Genomic DNA, 16,703 nt, shown 5'->3' on the forward strand with positions numbered 1-16,703 from the left:
CGGACCAAGGAGCCTTTTGTGAGCACCCCCGCGAGCACCGAACAGCTGATCATCATCGGGTCCGGCCCCGCCGGCTACACCGCAGCCATTTACGCCGCCAGGGCTGGACTGCAGCCCCTGGTCCTGGCCGGATCGGTCACCGCAGGTGGTGCCCTGATGAACACCACCGAGGTGGAAAACTTCCCCGGTTTCCCCGGTGGTATCCAGGGCCCTGAGCTCATGGACGGGCTGCAGCAGCAGGCTGAGCGCTTCGGCGCCAAGGTGGTGTTCGACGACGTCACTGAAGTGACATTGGCCGGGCACCTCAAGCGCGTGGTCACCGGCGGCGGCGACACCCACGAGGCGCCCGCCGTCATCCTCGCCACCGGCTCCGCCTACAAGGAGCTGGGGCTGCCTGAAGAGAAGCAGTTCAGCGGCCACGGCGTTTCCTGGTGCGCCACCTGCGACGGGTTCTTCTTCCGCGACCAGGACATCGTCGTCGTCGGCGGCGGGGACTCCGCGATGGAGGAGGCGACGTTCCTGACCCGTTTCGCCCGGACTGTCACAGTGGTGGTCCGCAAGGGCGAACTGCGCGCCTCCCGCATCATGGCCCAGCGCGCCAAGGACAATCCCAAGATCAGCTTCGCGTGGAACACCGCCGTCACCAGGATCCACGGCGATGGCAAAGTCACCGGCGTGACCCTCACGGACACACGGACCGGTGAAACCCGCGAGCAGGCCGCAACCGGCATCTTCGTGGCCATCGGGCACCTGCCGCGCACGGAACTTGTGGAAGACCAGGTTGACCTGGACGCCGAGGGCTACATCAAGGTGGACGCTCCCACCACGGTCACCAACCTTTCCGGCGTCTTCGCCTGCGGTGACGCCGTGGACCACCGCTACCGCCAGGCCATCACGGCTGCCGGCACCGGGTGCGCCGCAGCCCTGGACGCTGAGCGCTACCTGGCCGCCCTGGACGATGCGGACAGCATCGCCACGGCTTTGGTGGAAGAACCCACCCACGCCTAGAGGCCGCCGCACCTACTGAAGAAAGAGGACCTGATGGATTCGACGACGAACCTTCCCATTGCAGTGATCGGCGCCGGCCCGGTTGGCCTGGCCGCCGCAGCCCACCTTTTGGAGCGCGGCCTGGAACCGCTGGTCTTCGAATCCGGGCCATCCGCCGGCGCGGCCATCGAACAGTGGCGCCACATCCGGCTTTTCTCGCCATGGCGGTACAACATCGACGCCGCTGCCGTCCGCCTGCTGGAAGCCGCCGGCTGGGAATCTCCCCGGCTCACGGCGCTGCCCTATGGCGGGGAACTGATCGACAATTACCTGGCCCCGCTGGCCGCACTGCCGGCCATCAGCTCACGGCTGGAAACCGGCGCAAAGGTCATCGCCGTGACACGGTCCGGCATGGACAAGACCCACACCCGTAACCGCGAAACCACCCCGTTCCTCGTCCGGGTGGAACACCAGGACGGCGAAATCCGCGACCATGCCGTGGCAGGTGTCATCGATGCCTCCGGCACCTGGTCCACCCGCAACCCGCTCGGCACCTCTGGCCTGCCTGCCATCGGCGAAGATACGGCTGCGGACAGGGTTTCCTCGCCGCTGCCCGATGTCACGGGACGTGACCGGGCCTCGTTCGTCGGACGCCGCGTCCTGGTGGTCGGGGCCGGTCACTCCGCAGCCAACACCCTGATCAGCCTCGCCGACCTTGCCAAGGAAGAACCGGACACCAGGATCCTGTGGGCCGTGCGCGGACCGTCCGCCGAGAAGGTCTACGGCGGCGGTGACGCGGACGGACTGCCTGCCCGCGGACAGCTCGGCAGCCGCCTCCGCCGGCTCGTTGGGGCAGGGACCATTGAACTGCACACCGGCTTCGGCATTGATTCCCTCAAGGCCCTGGAGTCGGGCGTAACCGTTGGAGCTGTCGACGGGCGCACGCTGGAGGCCGACGTCGTGGTTCCCTGCACGGGCTTCCGCCCGGACCTGGACATCCTGCGCGAACTCCGGCTCGACCTGGACCCTGCCGTCGAAGCGCCCCGGGAGCTCGGACCGCTGATCGACCCCGAATTTCACTCCTGCGGCACCGTTGCTCCCCACGGCGCCAAGCTCCTTGCCCACCCGGAACAGGACTTCTACATCGTCGGCATGAAGTCCTACGGCCGGGCGCCGACCTTCCTGCTGGCCACCGGCTACGAACAGGTCAGATCCGTGGTGGCAGCCCTCGCCGGGGACCGCGAGGCAGCAGACACGGTGCACCTGGAGCTTCCGGAAACCGGGGTCTGCTCCTCCGACGCCGGCACCAGCTGCGACGTTCCGGCCCCGGTCTCCGCAGGCACGGCGGATGCAGGCTGCTGTTCCGCACCCGAACCGGTACTGGTCGGCTTCCCCACAGGGCTGTCCCATGGTCGTTCCGGCAGCAACTGAACCAACATCGTCAGCAAACCCACCCTTGGAGTGCTGTTATGACTGAACACCGTGAACCCAGCCAGGGCCTGCAGGACCAAACAGAGCTTCTGCAGCGCATCAGCGCACGCCTCGCCGACCGGTTCTCAGGGATCTTCGCCGCGGAAACCGTCGAACGCTACGTTTTCGAGTCCTACACAGCCCTGGCCCGGACAGCGAAGATCACGGCCTATTTGCCGGCCACCACAGAACATTTCGCCACTGACAGGCTCAACGCCCTGGCCAAGTCCAAGGGCGCACTATCCACGGAAACTCCCGAAGTGCTGTTCGTCTGCGTGCAAAACGCAGGGCGGTCCCAGATGGCCGCCGCCTTGCTGACCGTCGAAGCCAAGGGCAGGATCAAGGTCCGCTCCGCCGGTTCCCTGCCAGCGGAAGAGCTGGACCCCGCCGTCGTGACCGTCATGGCCGAAATGGGGCTGGACCTTACCCGGGAGTACCCGAAGCCGCTCACAGACGATGTCGTACGTGCCTCCGATGTGGTGATTACGATGGGCTGCGGCGACTCCTGCCCCATTTACCCAGGCAAACGCTACGAAGACTGGGACCTGACGGAGCCTGCTGGCCAGCCGGTCGAAAAAGTCCGCGAAATACGGGACCACATCCACGACAAAGTAAAAGCCTTGACCGCATCCCTGCTCACTAAGGAAACGACTGTTTTATGACCCAGGAAACCACCCGTCCGGGGGAGGCCCCGGCCGTCCTCTTCGTCTGCAGCAAGAATGGCGGCAAATCCCAACTCGCCGCCGGTCTCATGAACCAGCTCGCAGGCGGGGCGGTGACCGTCTACTCCGCGGGCACCAAACCGGGCAAGTCCCTCAATCCCCAGGCCGTTGAGTCCCTGGCCGAACTCGGCGTCGATATCACGGGCGAGCACCCGAAACCCCTGACCGACGCGGTCCTGGACGCCGTGGACGTCGTCGTCGTGCTGGGCACCGAAGCAAAGGTCGAGCCGCGCGACGGCACCCGGTTCGAGGTGTGGGAAACGGATGAGCCCTCCGAGCGCGGCATCGAAGGCATGGAGCGCATGCGCTTGGTCCGGGACGACATCAAAGCCCGGGTCCAGAAGCTGAACGCGGAGCTGACCGGGAAGTAGCCGTGCCCGCCCCCGCGGTAACCCGGACACTGCTCGCGGAGGGTGCACCGCGGGGCGGCCTTGCAGCGTTGTGCGTTACCCAGACCACCGGCTGGGGCATCCTTTACTACGCGCTGCCCGCCGCGGTGCGGCCGATCAGCGAGGATACCGGCTGGGACCCGGCCCTCATCACCGCAGCCTTCTCCGCGGGGCTGCTTCTCTCGGCAGCTGCGGGCGTACCGATAGGACGTGCACTGGACAGGGCCGGGCCGCGAACCGTCATGGTTGGCGGCTCCTTTCTGGGAGTTTTGGCCCTGGCCCTGGCGGGATTGGCACCGAACCTGCCGCTGTTCGCCGGCGCCTGGCTGCTCGCCGGAACCGCACAGGCGGCGGTGCTTTATCAGCCGGCGTTCGCCGTGATCAGCCGCTGGTACGGCGCGCACCGGATCCAGCCGCTGACCATCCTGACCCTCAGCGCAGGATTCGCCTCCACGATCTTCGCCCCGCTCACTGCCGCCCTGAGCAACGGGATCGGCTGGCGGGCCGCTTTCCTGGTCCTCGCCGGACTCCTGGGAGTCATAACGGTGCCGCTGCACGCCCGCTACCTCAACCGGTCCTGGACCTCCGCCCAGCACGGGGTAAACCCCACAGTTGTCAGGCACCGGGTCCGCGACATCCGCCGCAGCCCTGAATTCATCGGGCTGCAGGGCCTCATGGTCCTGCTCTGCCTCGGCCTCTACACCGTGACGTTGAGCATCATCCCGCTGCTGATGGAAAAAGGCGCCGGCTATGCAACGGCTGCCCTCGGGCTCGGTCTTATCGGCGCAGGCCAGGTTGGCGGACGGTTGATCTTCTCTGCCATTCCATCCGCGGCGCGGCTACCGGTCATCACGGTCACCGCCACCGTTGCCATCCTCGTGCTCGCCCTCCTGCCAGGACCGGTGGCCCTGCTGATCGCGGCAGGCATGCTCGCCGGTGCCGTCCGGGGCTGCCAAACCCTGCTGCAGGCCACGGTCGTTGCTGATCTGTGGGGAACCGCCGGCCTTGGCACCCTTCAAGGCGCGTTCGCTGCACCGCTCACAGCCGCTACTGCCCTCGCCCCGGCCGCCGGACCGGCCATGGCGGCCTGGCTGGGCAGCTACACGAACATGGCCTACGCCATGGCCGCCGCCACCGGAACCGCGGCTGCCGTCATCCTCGCTGTTCGCTCGACAAAAGCCACCCACCGCCTTCGGGGGGTCGTGGAATGGGCGCCGGAGTGGCAGACTGCGGCCATGGATATCGAGCAATGGTGGGCGCAGCTCAAGCCGTCCACGAGGGCGTGGCTGATTGATAACAACGGCGACGCTGTTTCGGCGGAGATCGTCGCCGAGATCACGGACGCCGGAGGAAGCGTTGAGGCCGATGCCTGGTGGGTTGGCGAAAGCGGTCCCTCAGGTTTCTATTTCTCGGACGAAGCCATCGACTGGATCGAAGCGGTCGGAAACGGCGAAACGCCCGAACCTCGCTGACAAGGGTGAGAAGCATGACTATCTTGAAAATGACGCCCGAGGCCGAGGCCTCGGGCTTGACTGCTGAAATCTACGAGGCCGACCGCCGTTCCCTCGGCTATGTGCCTAGTCATACGCAGGCGATGAGCCTGAATCCCGAGGCCTACCTTGCCTGGGAGTCCCTCACCCGGGCCATCAGCTCCTCCCTCGGCCTCCGCCGGTATGAGCTGGTGACCCTGGCTGCCGCCCAGGCCATCGGATCGAGTCATTGCAGGCTGGCCCACGGGAAGAAGACGCTCACGATTATTGACGAAGAGCAGCTGCGTGCCATAGCCAGGGACTTCCACGATGCAGGACTGCCCGAGGCCGAGGTGGCCATGATGGACTACGCGGTGAAGCTGAGTGCTGACGCGGCTGCGATGACGGACACGGATGCGCAGCAGCTGCGCGATGTCGGTTTCAGCGACCGCGAGATCGCTGACATCACCATGGCTGCCGCCGCACGGAACTTCTTCAGCAGGGCTCTGCTGGCACTGGCCGTTGACACGGACGTTCCCGAAGGAATCAGCGACGAATTGCATGATGCGTTGCTGGCTCCGCTGGTCCGGGTTGACGCGCCCCGGACGGGCGGAGCGGCAGGCGCCTGAGTTCCTTGCCGGGCGAGCAAGGCCACCACGACCTATGCGCCGCCCGCCAGGGATCAGGTTTCGTCCAGATTGGCCGGGAATAATGAGCGGGGCGGCGCGTCGAACCGAACCGGCGCCCGAAACGAATTCATCCGGATAGGGCTGTGGAGGTCATTTGACGTTGCTGGTTGACGGAACGGTCGGAACGGTTGCCGGGCGGGCCGCCGGGCAAAGTGCGGTGCGACAGAGGCTGGACGGATTGGACGTCCTGCGTGGTGCTGCCGTGGGTGCCGTTCTCCTCGGACATTCCTGGCCAGGGGTTTTTCAGGGTGCCGGAATCGTCGGCGTCATAGCCTTTTTTGTGCTGAGCGGGTACCTGATCACGGGCGTGCTGCTTCGGGACATCGAACGGCACCGCAAAGTTCGCTACGGCCGTTTCTATGCGCACCGGGCCTTCCGGCTGCTGCCGGCGCTCATTGCCTTCCTGGGCGTCTATGCCGTCGTCGAACTGACGGCGGACGTCCTGGGGGATCGTTCCAAGGGAATCATCGGCTACACCCTCCTTGCCGGTTTTGGCTATCTCAAGGACCTGCCGCTTCCTTTTGATGTCAGCATGGCCATCGGGCCACTCTGGACACTGGCGGTGGAGGAACAGTTCTATCTGGTCTGGCCGGCACTGCTGGTGGTCGCGCTGCGGAGGAACCGCCAGGGACGGCTGGTGGGTTGGTCTGCCGCCGTCGTCATTTTCGTGATGACGGCCACTGTGCTGGGGATGCTTGTCCTGGCCCCGCACCTTCACTCGCTGGTTTACGCCCTTCCCACAACATGGGGACTGGGGCTGATCATCGGTTCGGCTGTGCGCCTCTACAGGGTCCGGGTGTTCCGCTGGTTCTCCGGCCCCCGGCTCCGGCTGGCGGCTTTGCCTGCCGCCGTCCTTGTCCTTGCCGCCCTGGCATTCTTCCCCAAGGCCAACGAATCGCCGGTTTTCTTCTTCGTTGGAGGCCCGCTGGCCATGGCTGCCGCGGCCGTCCTGGTAATACTGGCGGCATCCCGGCCGCTGAAAATGCCCGCGTGGACGCGCCCGCTGCAGTTGTTGGGCACGGTTTCGTACGCCGCGTACCTCTGGAACTATGTCATCATTCTCTGGCTGAACGACGGCTCCACGGCAGATCTGCCACCGCTGGTGGCTGTGTCGGCAATCCTGCTGACACTGCTCGTGGCGGTCATCAGCTGGCACACGGTCGAAAAGCTGGGCCGCCTGGGGCGCGATCGGTTCGACGCGCGGTATCAGGCCAAGGCGGGCTCCCGCCCATGAACGGCTGCCGGCCGGAGTAGGGTTTTGCCATAGTCGACGAAGGAGTCACCATGAGCTACAAATATCGAACCGTCCGGGTTCGCGGTACCGAGCTGGTGGGAACAATTGCCCGGAAACATGGCGGTGCGCCCGAAATTTACGAAACGTCCAAGGACGCGAGCACATCAGTGGTTCCGGTGTTCTTCGAGGAAACGGGCGAGATCCGCTTTTTCGACAGGTCAGTGCTGCAGGACGTTGTGGCGCCTGCCGGTTAGCAGCGAACGGCGGGGTAGACGCCGGCTGATGTGGCGAGCATGATGAAGCCGTGACTTCTGATGACTCAGCGGACGTGGAGGCGCCACGCCGGGCAACTCCGGCCGACGCGGTGACGGTGGCCCGGATGCTCCATGATTTCAACACCGAGTTTGAGACGCCGACTCCGGGCACGGACGAACTGACGTTGCGGCTTGCGCAGCTGCTGGCGGGGGAGGACGTGGCGGTGCTGCTCGTCGGCACGCCGCCCAAAGGGCTTGCTGTGCTGAGCTTCCGGCCCAATGTCTGGTACCCGGGCCCGGTGGCAATCCTGGATGAACTCTACGTTCAACCAGCCGTGCGGGGTCATCGCCTGGGGAGCGCGCTACTCGCCGCGGCTTGCGACATGGTCCGCGGCCGCGGCGGTGCGCTCCTTGAAATCAACGTCGACGGCGAGGACACGGATGCACGCCGCTTCTACGAAGCGCACGGGTTCACCAACACCGAACCCAACGGCACCGAGCCGATGCTCTACTACTATCAGGAGCTCTGACCGGCAGTCCGCGAACCGGCAGGATTCTCAAGGAGACACATCCGTGTCAGGATCAGGTATGCCCCACCGCCTGATGTTGCTGGACACTGCATCGCTATACTTCCGTGCGTTCTACGGCCTGCCCGACACGATCCGCCGCGAGGACGGCACGCCGGTGAACGCCGTTCGCGGTTTGCTGGACATGATCGCGCGGCTCACCATTGACTTTGAAGCCACGCATCTGGTGGCCTGCTGGGACGATGACTGGCGCCCGCAGTGGCGGGTTGACCTGATCCCGAGCTACAAGTCACACCGGGTGGCGCGGGAGGTGGCCGGTGCCCCTGACGTGGAGGTGGTGCCGGATGCGCTCGAGGCGCAGATCCCGATGATCCGCCGCGTACTGGAGCTTGCCGGCATCGCCGTCGTGGGGGCCGCTGAACATGAGGCCGACGACGTCGTCGGCACCTACGCCACCAACGCCGGCTTGCCGGTGGACGTGGTCACGGGCGACCGTGACCTCTTCCAGGTCATCGACGACGACCGCCAGGTGCGGGTGATCTACACGGCGCGCGGCATGAAGAACCTCGAAGTCGTGACCGACGCGGTGGTCGTCGGCAAGTATCGCGTGCTTCCCGAGCAGTACGCCGACTACGCGATTCTCCGCGGCGATGCTTCCGACGGGCTGCCGGGCGTGGGAGGTATCGGCGAGAAGACGGCCGCGGCGCTGCTCGGCGAATACGGGACGCTCGAGATGCTGCTCGCGGCGGCAACGGATGCGGAAAGCGGGCTGTCCGCATCCGTCCGGGCAAAGCTTGCAGCGGCAACTGACTACCTCAAAGTTGCACCCACGGTCGTGAACGTCGCACGCGACCTCGGGCTGCCGACGCTCGAGGAAGCGGGCGCGCAACTGCGCCCCGTGGCGGGCGATTCGCGCGCCGGCCTTGAGCGACTGGCCACCGAATGGAACCTTGGTGGTTCTGTCAGGCGACTCCTCGAGGCGCTCGACAAGCGGCAGTGAGGCGGCCGGCAGCGAAGGGGTCGCCTTCGCTGGTGCGCTAAGCCCTTGCTGCCGGCGCGGTGCTGTTGCGAACCACAAGGCGCGGGGTCAGCACTTCGGTGCGTTGGGGGAGGGCCGGGTCTGCCAGGCGTTCGAGGAGGAGCCGGGCGGCGCGGATGCCGACGTCACGGCTGACGGGGTCCACGCTGGTCAGCGAAAGGTGCCGGATGCCGGACAAATAGGTGTTGTCGTAGCCGACGAGGGAGAGCTGCGACGGAACGCCGATGCCGTGCTCGTCGGCAGCAGAGAGTGCTCCCACGGCGAGGATGTCGTTGGCGGCGAGGACAGCGGTGGGCGGCTGCACGCTGTCAATGAGGCCATTCATTGCTTCAAAGCCGGAATGCTCGCTCAGGTCAGTTGCCACCACGCGGATGTTCTCCCGGAGGCCATGACGGGACATCGTGTCCTCATATGAGCGGGCCCGCAAGGCAGCTGACCGGGTGGGTGCGGTGAGGTAGGCGATGTTGCGGTGGCCGAGTCCGATCAGGTGCTCGACGGCGGCGCGTGCTCCGGCGACGTCGTCATTGGTGACGATGTCCGCAGACAGTAGCTGGAAATCGCGGGCACCGGCGATCACCGTCGGAGTATGCGCTGCGGCCCGCACCAGGGTGTCATCGGCCTGGACGTCTCCGGCAATGATGAGGCCGTCGACCCGGAGATCCATGAATGCCGAGACCGGGCTCTCCCCGGGCCGGGCAAGATAGGTGGGATCACTCAGGACCATCCGCAGGTTCTGCTCACCGAGCACGCTCTGCAGCCCGTCGAGCAATTCCACGAACCAGGGGTTCGCCAGGTCGTCCAGCAAAACGCCGATGATTCCCGTGCGCCCGCTGGCAAGCCAGCGGGCAGCGTTGCTGGGCCGGTAATCGAGTGCTGCAATCGCGTCGGCCACCGCCTGCTTCTTTTCAGCACTGACTTTGGGGGAGCCACGCAGCACGAGCGAGACAAGGGCGCGGGAGACGCCGGCCACCCGGGCGACGTCGTAAATGGTGGGGCGTTTGGCCGCTTCCTGCTGCTTCACTTCACTCCCCGACGATCGGCCGTTTACTGCAGGCAAGCCTATCGCGGCCGGGGCGGCAGGTGCCGCTCCGGCCGCGATAGTTCACGGCGGCGTTGTGGAAAAGGCCGGACTCTACTTGGACCCGACCGGAGCGGCGATGACGGGCAGGCTGCCGGTGCGGAAGTGTACTTCCAGTTCCTCCAGCGACTGCCCCTTGGTCTCGGGAACGAACTTGGACACGAAAACCAACGAAACGATGTTCACCAGGACGAAGACTGCAAAGGTTCCGGTTGAGCCCAGGGCAACCACCAGGATCGGGAACAGGAAGGAGATGCCGGCGTTGACCGTCCACAGGGCAAAGACAGCGATCCCCATGGCGAACCCGCGGATGGCCATCGGGAAGATCTCCGACAGAAGGAGCCAGACGCACGTGCCGATGAAGCACTGCACGAAGGCGACAAACAGCATCATGGCGGCGAGGATCGTGTAGCTGACGAAATCTGACTGCGGCAGCATGAAGACGACGGCGAGGATCGCCTGTGACGCGACGACGCCGGAGAAGCCAATGACCAGCATGCGGCGTCGTCCGATGAAGCCCAGCAGGTAGATGCCCAGAATGGTCATCAGCACCGAGGTCACGCCCACCGCGACGGTGGCTACGAGTGAGGCGCTGACGCCGAGTCCGCTACGTTCCAGGATCGAGGGTGCGTAGTAGTTCACTGTGTTGATGCCGGTTGCCTGCTGGACCACTGCGAGGCCGATGCCGATCCAGAGGAGCTTGCGCATCCACGGGTTGTTCTTCAGGTCACGCCATGCGTGGGAGCGCTCATTCTTTGCAGTGTTCGCGGCTTCGACAATTTCCTTGTATTCGAAGTCGGCTTCTTCCGGGCTGCGGCTAAGGTCCAGGATGCGGCGGCTGTCCGAAAAGCGCTCCCGGATCGCGAACCAGCGGGGCGATTCGGGCAGGATGAGCATGCCGATCAACAGGGCGATGGCAGGAATGGACGCCACTCCCAGCATGAGGCGCCAGACCTCAGGATCGTGGATCAGCGAGTCGAGCAGGGCGTTGATGGCAAAGGCGAGCATCTGGCCGGTGACGATCATCAGTTCGTTGATGGTGACCATTCGCCCGCGCAGGTGGGCCGGTGCCATTTCCGCCAGGTAGAGGGGGCAGGTGACAGCGGCGGCGCCGACGCCGAGGCCGAGGATGACGCGGGCCACCACCATGAACCCGACCGTCGGTGCGATCGCACAGCCCAGTGCGCCCACCAGGAACAGCAGCGCGCAGATGAGGAGCGTGCCGCGGCGCCCGAGGGTGTCAGCCAGGCGGCCGCCGCTGAGGGCGCCTACCGCCGCACCCGGGAACAGCAGGGCGCTGACCACAGTGGCTTCTTCGACGGGGCTCATGCTCAGCGAATCCTGCATGTAGAGCAGTGCGCCGGAGATGACCCCGGTGTCATAGCCGAACAGGAGTCCGCCGAGGGTGGAGATGACAGTAAGGCGGGTCAGGTACCCGCGGTGTTTGGAGCCCGGTTTGTTCTGCGGTGCGGTAGGGCGTGCTGCATGCAACGACATTGTTGACTTCCTCGGATCGATTGGCCCGGACAACTGGACCGTGAGTGGGGTGCCGGCGAGTGTGCCAGATCACTTGCTGCACCCAACGTTAGAGCGCTCTAACGCTGAGGTCAAGACTTTGTTCTGACATGAGGTCAAATAGTCGGCCTGGCCGGCTCTGGACCAGCTCGGGGGACAATGGAGGCAAAGCCAACGAAACGAGAACACCATGACCACCCTCAAAGAACGCCTCCACGGCGACGTTGTGATCCATATGAAAGACCGGAACAAGGTGGCGCTAACCACCGTACGGAACGTCCTCGGCGAGATCGAAACACGCGAGAAGTCAGGCAAGACGCCGATTGAACTGGACGATGCCCAAGTCACCGGCCTGCTCCAGAAGGAGGCCGCCAAACGCCGCGACACCGCCAAGATCTATACCGAGGCCGGCGAGGCTGACCGCGCTGCCGCGGAAATCGCCGAAGCAGAGGTCATCGAGGCCTACCTGCCCAAAGCCCTGACCCGCGACGAGGTCGAAGCGATTGTGGACGAAGCAATCGCCGGCCTCAAGGCCGAAGGCCAGGAACCCTCCATGCGTCAGATGGGCTCAGTGATGAAGCCGGTCACTGCGAAGGTTGCAGGGCGGTTTGACGGCAAGACGGTCAGCGAGATCGTCCGGAGCCGCCTCGCCTAGCTGCCCCGGCTACTGGTGCGCGCAGCCTAACGGGACGAGAATGAGCTAGTGCTCTCACCTCGCCCCGGCGGCGACGTCAACGCCATGAGCGCCGGCGCCCGAAAGATCCAGCGTGTCTATCTCACGTTGACGCTGGGCAATACTGTTGCCGCCTCGTTCATCTGGGGCATCAACACGCTGTTCCTGCTGGATGCCGGGCTCAGCAACCTCGAAGCGTTTGCCGCCAACGCCTTCTTCACGGTGGGCATGGTGCTGTTCGAGGTGCCTACCGGAGTGGTCGCCGACGGCTGGGGACGGCGCGTGTCATTCCTGCTCGGCACTGTGACCCTGGCTGTAACCACCTACTTCTACTATCTCCTCTGGCAGCTGTCCGCCCCGTTCTGGTGGTGGGCGGTCGTGTCGGTCCTGCTCGGCCTGGGCTTCACCTTTTTCTCGGGCGCGGTGGAGGCCTGGCTCGTCGACGCCCTGCGCTTCGAGGGCTATGAGGGCGGGCTGGAAGCGGTGCTGGGGCGGGGAGTGATGGTGTCCGGCGTTGCGATGCTCGTGGGTTCTGTGGCCGGCGGCGTCATTGCGCAGATCACCGACCTGGGCGTACCTTTCCTCATCCGTGTGGCTGTGCTGCTGGCCATGTTTGTGGTTGCGTTCCGGCTAATGCACGACGTCGGTTTCACACCCGAGCGCTCGGCCCACCCCGTGCAGGCGACACGTGCCGTACTGAGGGCATCGGTCGATAACGGTTTGAAGAACCCGCCGGTCCGATACGTGATGCTGGCCGCGCCGTTCAGCGCCGGCGTCGGGATATATGTGTTCTACGCGCTGCAGCCGTATCTGCTTGAGCTCTTTGGCGATCCCCGGGCCTACTCCGTGGCGGGGCTGGCGGCGGCCCTGGTGGCTGGCGCGGACGTGCTCGGCGGATGGCTGGCGCCCCGGATCCGGCGTCGTGTTCGCAAGCGCACAACTCTATTGGTCCTGAGTGGCGCCATCGCAGCCATCATCCTGGTGGTGCTCGGCTTCACCCACGTATTCTGGGTGGCCCTTGTGCTGCTGACGCTCTGGGCGGTGGTCGACGCCGCGAGCGTCCCGGTGCGCCAGGCGTACCTGAACGACATGATCCCGTCCAAACAGCGGGCAACGGTACTCAGCTTCGACTCCCTTATTGGGTCAAGCGGTGGCGTGGTGGTGCAGCCGCTGCTCGGCCGCTCAGCCGATGCCTACGGATACGCGGCCTCGCTGGCAATCGGCGGCGTAATCCAGCTGATCGCGGTGCCGTTCCTGGTGGCCAGCCGCAGGCAGGGACACCCCGCCGATCTGTCCAACGCCCCGAGCGGCAAGGCTGTGTTGTGAACGCCCGGATCGATCACCTGGTGATCGCTGCCGATTCGCTGGAGCAGGGTGCCGCCTGGTGCGCGGCAATGTTTGGCGTTGAGCCCTCCGGTGGCGGCAAGCACGCGCTGATGGGCACGCACAACAGGGTGATGGCCATCAGCAGTGAAAGCTTTCCTGATTGCTACCTCGAGGTCATTGCGATCGACCCCGAAGCCCCGGAGCCGGGGAGGCCGCGTTGGTTCGGCCTCGACAACCCTGAACTGCGCGGTGCTGTCCGCGAATCACCCCGACTGGTGCACGCAGTCGCGCGCACGCGCCACATCGAGGTGCTGCGCGGGAACCTTGCGAACGTCGCCCTCGACCCCGGCGAAGTGCTGACTGCGCAGCGCGGCACCGCTCATGGCCTGTTGAAGTGGCGCATCACCATCCGCGACGATGGCCGAACTGAATGCGACGGCGCACTGCCCAGCTTGATCGAATGGGAAGGGCAACACCCGTGTGCCCACCTGCCTTTCAGCGGAGTGGCGCTGCATGGCCTGGTGCTGCGCGGAGTTCCGGCGCCGGCGGTCGAACTGTTGGGGCTTCCGGCCGTGCACACGGGCCCGATCGACGCTAATCACAAGGCGCCGCTCAGCGCGACGCTGGAATCGCTACGGGGCCCGGTGGTGCTCGATGCCTGGCGCCCCGCACGCTGAACGGTGCTGAAGCCTTCGGAGGGTGCGGCGCCGCCCCCATGGGCTGCCGTCCCAATGCATTGAGTGTTGAGTGTCACTACGGGCCGGAGTAACGTGACCCTCACCCCACTCCGCACCACCCTGACTCGGGAGCAACCATGCCAAAGGTGAGACGTCGAATTGCCGCCCTCACGGCGGCTCTGGCCATGAGCGTGACAGGCGGTGCCGTCATGAGCCCCGCCTTCGCAGATCCGCGGGAAGTTAAGAAGGAGCCCACCGCCGAGGGCTACGGCGGTGCTGTCAGCACCGTTGACCCGGAGGCATCCGCCGCGGCGATTGAGGTGCTCCGCAAGGGCGGCAATGCGGCGGACGCCGCCGTCGCCGCGGCCGCGACCCTGGGGGTGACCGAACCCTACAGTGCCGGGATTGGCGGCGGCGGCTACTTCGTCTTCTACGACGCGGAGAGCGGTGAAGTCGGCACCATCGACGGCCGTGAGACCGCCCCGGACGATATGCCGAACGATGCGTTCATCGACCCCGCGACCGGAGCGCCTTACAAGTTCACGCCCGACCTGGTCACGAGCGGCGTCTCCGTGGGGGTCCCCGGCACGCCGGCCACCTGGGAGCGCGCTCTCGACCGGTGGGGCACCTTGGACCTTGGCGACGCCCTGAAACCCGCAATCAAAGTGGCCAACCGCGGCTTTGTGGTGGACGAGACGTTCCGCCAGCAGACGCTCGATAACAAAGTCCGCTTCGCGGCGTTCACATCGACAAGCGATCTCTTCCTCCCCGGCGGCGACGCACCCGCCGTCGGAACTGTCTTCCAAAACCATGATCTCGCTGCGACGTACCGGCTTCTCGCGAAAGAGGGCACAAACGGCTTCTACGAAGGCCCCCTCGCGGACGAGATCGTGGCCACGGTGAAGGCCCCGCCGAAGGCCGCCACCACGACCCTCCCTGTTCCCGTCGGTTTCATGGAGGCTGAAGACCTCGCTGAATACGAAGCCCTGGACCAGGCACCCACGCACGTCGAGTACCGCGGCCTGGACGTCTACGGCATGGCTCCTTCGAGCAGCGGCGGCACCACCGTCGGCGAGGCCCTGAACATCCTGGAGCCGTTCAACCTGTCGGAGATGGCCACGCCTGATGGCAAGAATCCAGCCGCCCTGCACCACTACCTTGAGGCCAGTGCGCTCGCCTTTGCGGACCGCGGCAAGTACGTAGGAGATCCGGCTTTTGTGGACGTCCCCACTGACGAGCTGACTGATCCGCTGTTCGGCAAGGAACGCGCGTGCCAGATCAACCCGACGAAAGCGGCCAACAAGCCCGTCGACCCGGGCAACGTGTCCACGTACGACGGCGCGTGCCCGGCCGCCGCTGCGGCACCCGCCGATGAGACGGATACGGAGAACATCTCCACGACCAACCTGACGGTCGCGGACAAGTGGGGCAACGTGGTGGAATACACCCTCACCATCGAGCAGACCGGGGGATCCGGCATCGTGGTGCCGGGCCGCGGATTCCTGCTCAACAACGAGCTGACGGACTTCTCCACCGTGTACAAGGAGGACGATCCGAACCGGATCCAGCCGGGCAAGCGCCCGCGTTCCTCGATGTCACCGACCATCATCCTGAAGGACGGCGACCCGTTCCTGGCGCTCGGCTCGCCGGGCGGATCGACCATCATCACCACTGTCCTGCAGACCATCCTGAACCGGGTGGACCTGGGGATGGACATCTCCGAGGCCATCGCGGCGCCGCGTGCTGCCCAGCGGAACACAACCAATGTCACGGCTGAGCCTGCCTTCATCGACGCATACGGGGCGGCGCTGACTGGCTACGGCCACACGTTGGCCCCCGCCGGTGATGCTTTCACATCGGCGGCGGAGATCGGTGCGGCCACTGCTATCGAGTTCGGGCCCGGCGGGCTGATGGTCGCCGCGGCTGAACCCGCAAGGCGCGGCGGCGGCTCGGCGATGGTAGTCAAACCGTCGCGGTGATTCGGTCGCCACGGAGGGCGACGGCGGGACTGACTCCCGCCGTCGCCCTCCGTTTCATTGCCTATATCCGGGACGCCAATCTGCGGCCATAATGACGGTATGAACGCGGGGGAGACCCCCGGCCGGCCGTTGACAGCCGCGACGAAGGCCTCCCCGGCAACCGTCCCGGTGCACCGCAAACGGCCGGGAGCCGGCGCGAGCCGGCACCTCCGCCCCGCTTGCACCGCCTGCGGGGCGGGCATTTCGATCGCTTCACCTAAGGAGAATTCGACATGCTCAAGGACAGTGAAGTCGCCGCAGTCCTCCCTGCCAAGGACATCGCCAGGGCTCGTGGCTTCTATCGTGACGTCGTGGGACTGGACGACCCGGAAGTCATGGACGACGAAAACGTGTTCTACCGCTGTGGCAAGGGAACTGTTTTTATGCTGTACCAGACCGACAACGCGGGCACCGCGAAGAACACCCAGCTGGGCTGGATGACGGACAACCTCGAAGCCGAGGTCGACGAGTTGAGGGGCCGTGGAGCCACCTTCGAGGAGTACGACTTCCCGGGCCTGAAGACTGAGAACGGTATCGCTACCCTGCCAACAGGCAAGGCTGCCTGGTTCCTGGACACGGAGGGCAACATCCTCAACATCTTCCAGCGCACCTGACCACCCGTGGCTCCCGGCGACA

General features: G+C 65.6%; 17 protein-coding genes. 15 read left to right on the forward strand and 2 right to left on the reverse strand.

Going from position 1 to position 16,703, the window contains the following annotated elements; genetic code table 11:
- The first annotated feature begins 18 nt into the window (after positions 1 to 18).
- From trxB to RW112_RS10310, 10 genes are all read left to right on the forward strand, one after another.
- Positions 19 to 1,008, forward strand: a complete 990-nt coding sequence (trxB, locus tag RW112_RS10265; protein ID WP_317781675.1) for a thioredoxin-disulfide reductase — start codon at positions 19 to 21, stop codon at positions 1,006 to 1,008.
- Between the two features lie 33 nt (positions 1,009 to 1,041).
- Positions 1,042 to 2,418 carry an FAD-dependent oxidoreductase gene (locus RW112_RS10270; RefSeq protein WP_317781676.1) on the forward strand — a complete coding sequence of 459 codons (1,377 nt, stop codon included), beginning with the start codon at positions 1,042 to 1,044 and terminating at the stop codon, positions 2,416 to 2,418.
- Positions 2,419 to 2,456: 38 nt separating this feature from the next.
- On the forward strand, positions 2,457 to 3,119 hold the full coding sequence (locus tag RW112_RS10275) for an arsenate reductase ArsC (RefSeq protein WP_317781677.1): 663 nt from the start codon (positions 2,457 to 2,459) through the stop codon (positions 3,117 to 3,119).
- Positions 3,116 to 3,550 carry a low molecular weight phosphatase family protein gene (locus RW112_RS10280; protein WP_317781678.1) on the forward strand — a complete coding sequence of 145 codons (435 nt, stop codon included), beginning with the start codon at positions 3,116 to 3,118 and terminating at the stop codon, positions 3,548 to 3,550. Before RW112_RS10275 ends, RW112_RS10280 begins: the two co-directional genes overlap by 4 nt.
- Positions 3,551 to 3,552: 2 nt before the next feature.
- Positions 3,553 to 5,040 (forward strand): MFS transporter, encoded by a 1,488-nt coding sequence (locus RW112_RS10285; protein WP_317781679.1) that lies wholly within the window; start codon positions 3,553 to 3,555, stop codon positions 5,038 to 5,040.
- Positions 5,041 to 5,054: 14 nt separating this feature from the next.
- Positions 5,055 to 5,666, forward strand: coding sequence for a carboxymuconolactone decarboxylase family protein (locus RW112_RS10290; RefSeq protein WP_317781680.1), 612 nt, complete (start codon positions 5,055 to 5,057; stop codon positions 5,664 to 5,666).
- Between the two features lie 154 nt (positions 5,667 to 5,820).
- Positions 5,821 to 6,960 carry an acyltransferase gene (locus RW112_RS10295; RefSeq protein ID WP_317781681.1) on the forward strand — a complete coding sequence of 380 codons (1,140 nt, stop codon included), beginning with the start codon at positions 5,821 to 5,823 and terminating at the stop codon, positions 6,958 to 6,960.
- Between the two features lie 50 nt (positions 6,961 to 7,010).
- A complete protein-coding gene (locus tag RW112_RS10300) occupies positions 7,011 to 7,214 on the forward strand; it encodes a hypothetical protein (protein WP_305940926.1) in 204 nt (67 codons plus the stop codon).
- Positions 7,215 to 7,339: 125 nt separating this feature from the next.
- Complete coding sequence (locus tag RW112_RS10305) at positions 7,340 to 7,744, forward strand: GNAT family N-acetyltransferase (protein WP_317782177.1); 405 nt, start codon at positions 7,340 to 7,342, stop codon at positions 7,742 to 7,744.
- A gap of 58 nt (positions 7,745 to 7,802) precedes the next feature.
- Complete coding sequence (locus tag RW112_RS10310) at positions 7,803 to 8,741, forward strand: 5'-3' exonuclease (RefSeq protein WP_317781682.1); 939 nt, start codon at positions 7,803 to 7,805, stop codon at positions 8,739 to 8,741.
- Between the two features lie 37 nt (positions 8,742 to 8,778).
- Here RW112_RS10310 and RW112_RS10315 read toward each other — a convergent pair whose 3' ends face one another.
- Both RW112_RS10315 and RW112_RS10320 read right to left on the reverse strand, forming a co-directional pair.
- On the reverse strand, positions 8,779 to 9,801 hold the full coding sequence (locus tag RW112_RS10315) for a LacI family DNA-binding transcriptional regulator (RefSeq protein WP_317781684.1): 1,023 nt from the start codon (positions 9,799 to 9,801) through the stop codon (positions 8,779 to 8,781).
- 111 nt (positions 9,802 to 9,912) lie between these two features.
- Positions 9,913 to 11,355, reverse strand: coding sequence for a sugar porter family MFS transporter (locus tag RW112_RS10320; RefSeq protein WP_317781685.1), 1,443 nt, complete (start codon positions 11,353 to 11,355; stop codon positions 9,913 to 9,915).
- Between the two features lie 208 nt (positions 11,356 to 11,563).
- Between RW112_RS10320 and RW112_RS10325 the strand changes: the two genes are divergently transcribed.
- From RW112_RS10325 to RW112_RS10345, 5 genes are all read left to right on the forward strand, one after another.
- Complete coding sequence (locus RW112_RS10325) at positions 11,564 to 12,028, forward strand: GatB/YqeY domain-containing protein (protein WP_317781686.1); 465 nt, start codon at positions 11,564 to 11,566, stop codon at positions 12,026 to 12,028.
- Positions 12,029 to 12,112: 84 nt separating this feature from the next.
- On the forward strand, positions 12,113 to 13,372 hold the full coding sequence (locus RW112_RS10330) for an MFS transporter (RefSeq protein ID WP_317782178.1): 1,260 nt from the start codon (positions 12,113 to 12,115) through the stop codon (positions 13,370 to 13,372).
- Entirely contained in the window at positions 13,369 to 14,049 is a 681-nt protein-coding gene (locus RW112_RS10335) for a VOC family protein (RefSeq protein ID WP_317781687.1), read from the forward strand. The genes RW112_RS10330 and RW112_RS10335 overlap by 4 nt, the downstream gene beginning before the upstream one ends.
- A 137-nt stretch (positions 14,050 to 14,186) precedes the next feature.
- Complete coding sequence (gene ggt / locus RW112_RS10340) at positions 14,187 to 16,028, forward strand: gamma-glutamyltransferase (RefSeq protein WP_317781688.1); 1,842 nt, start codon at positions 14,187 to 14,189, stop codon at positions 16,026 to 16,028.
- A 272-nt stretch (positions 16,029 to 16,300) separates the two neighbouring features.
- Positions 16,301 to 16,681 carry a VOC family protein gene (locus RW112_RS10345; RefSeq protein ID WP_317781689.1) on the forward strand — a complete coding sequence of 127 codons (381 nt, stop codon included), beginning with the start codon at positions 16,301 to 16,303 and terminating at the stop codon, positions 16,679 to 16,681.
- Positions 16,682 to 16,703 lie beyond the last annotated feature (22 nt).

Origin of the sequence: Arthrobacter sp. B10-11 (assembly GCF_033142195.1) — a bacterium.
Lineage (GTDB): Bacteria > Actinomycetota > Actinomycetes > Actinomycetales > Micrococcaceae > Arthrobacter > Arthrobacter oryzae_C.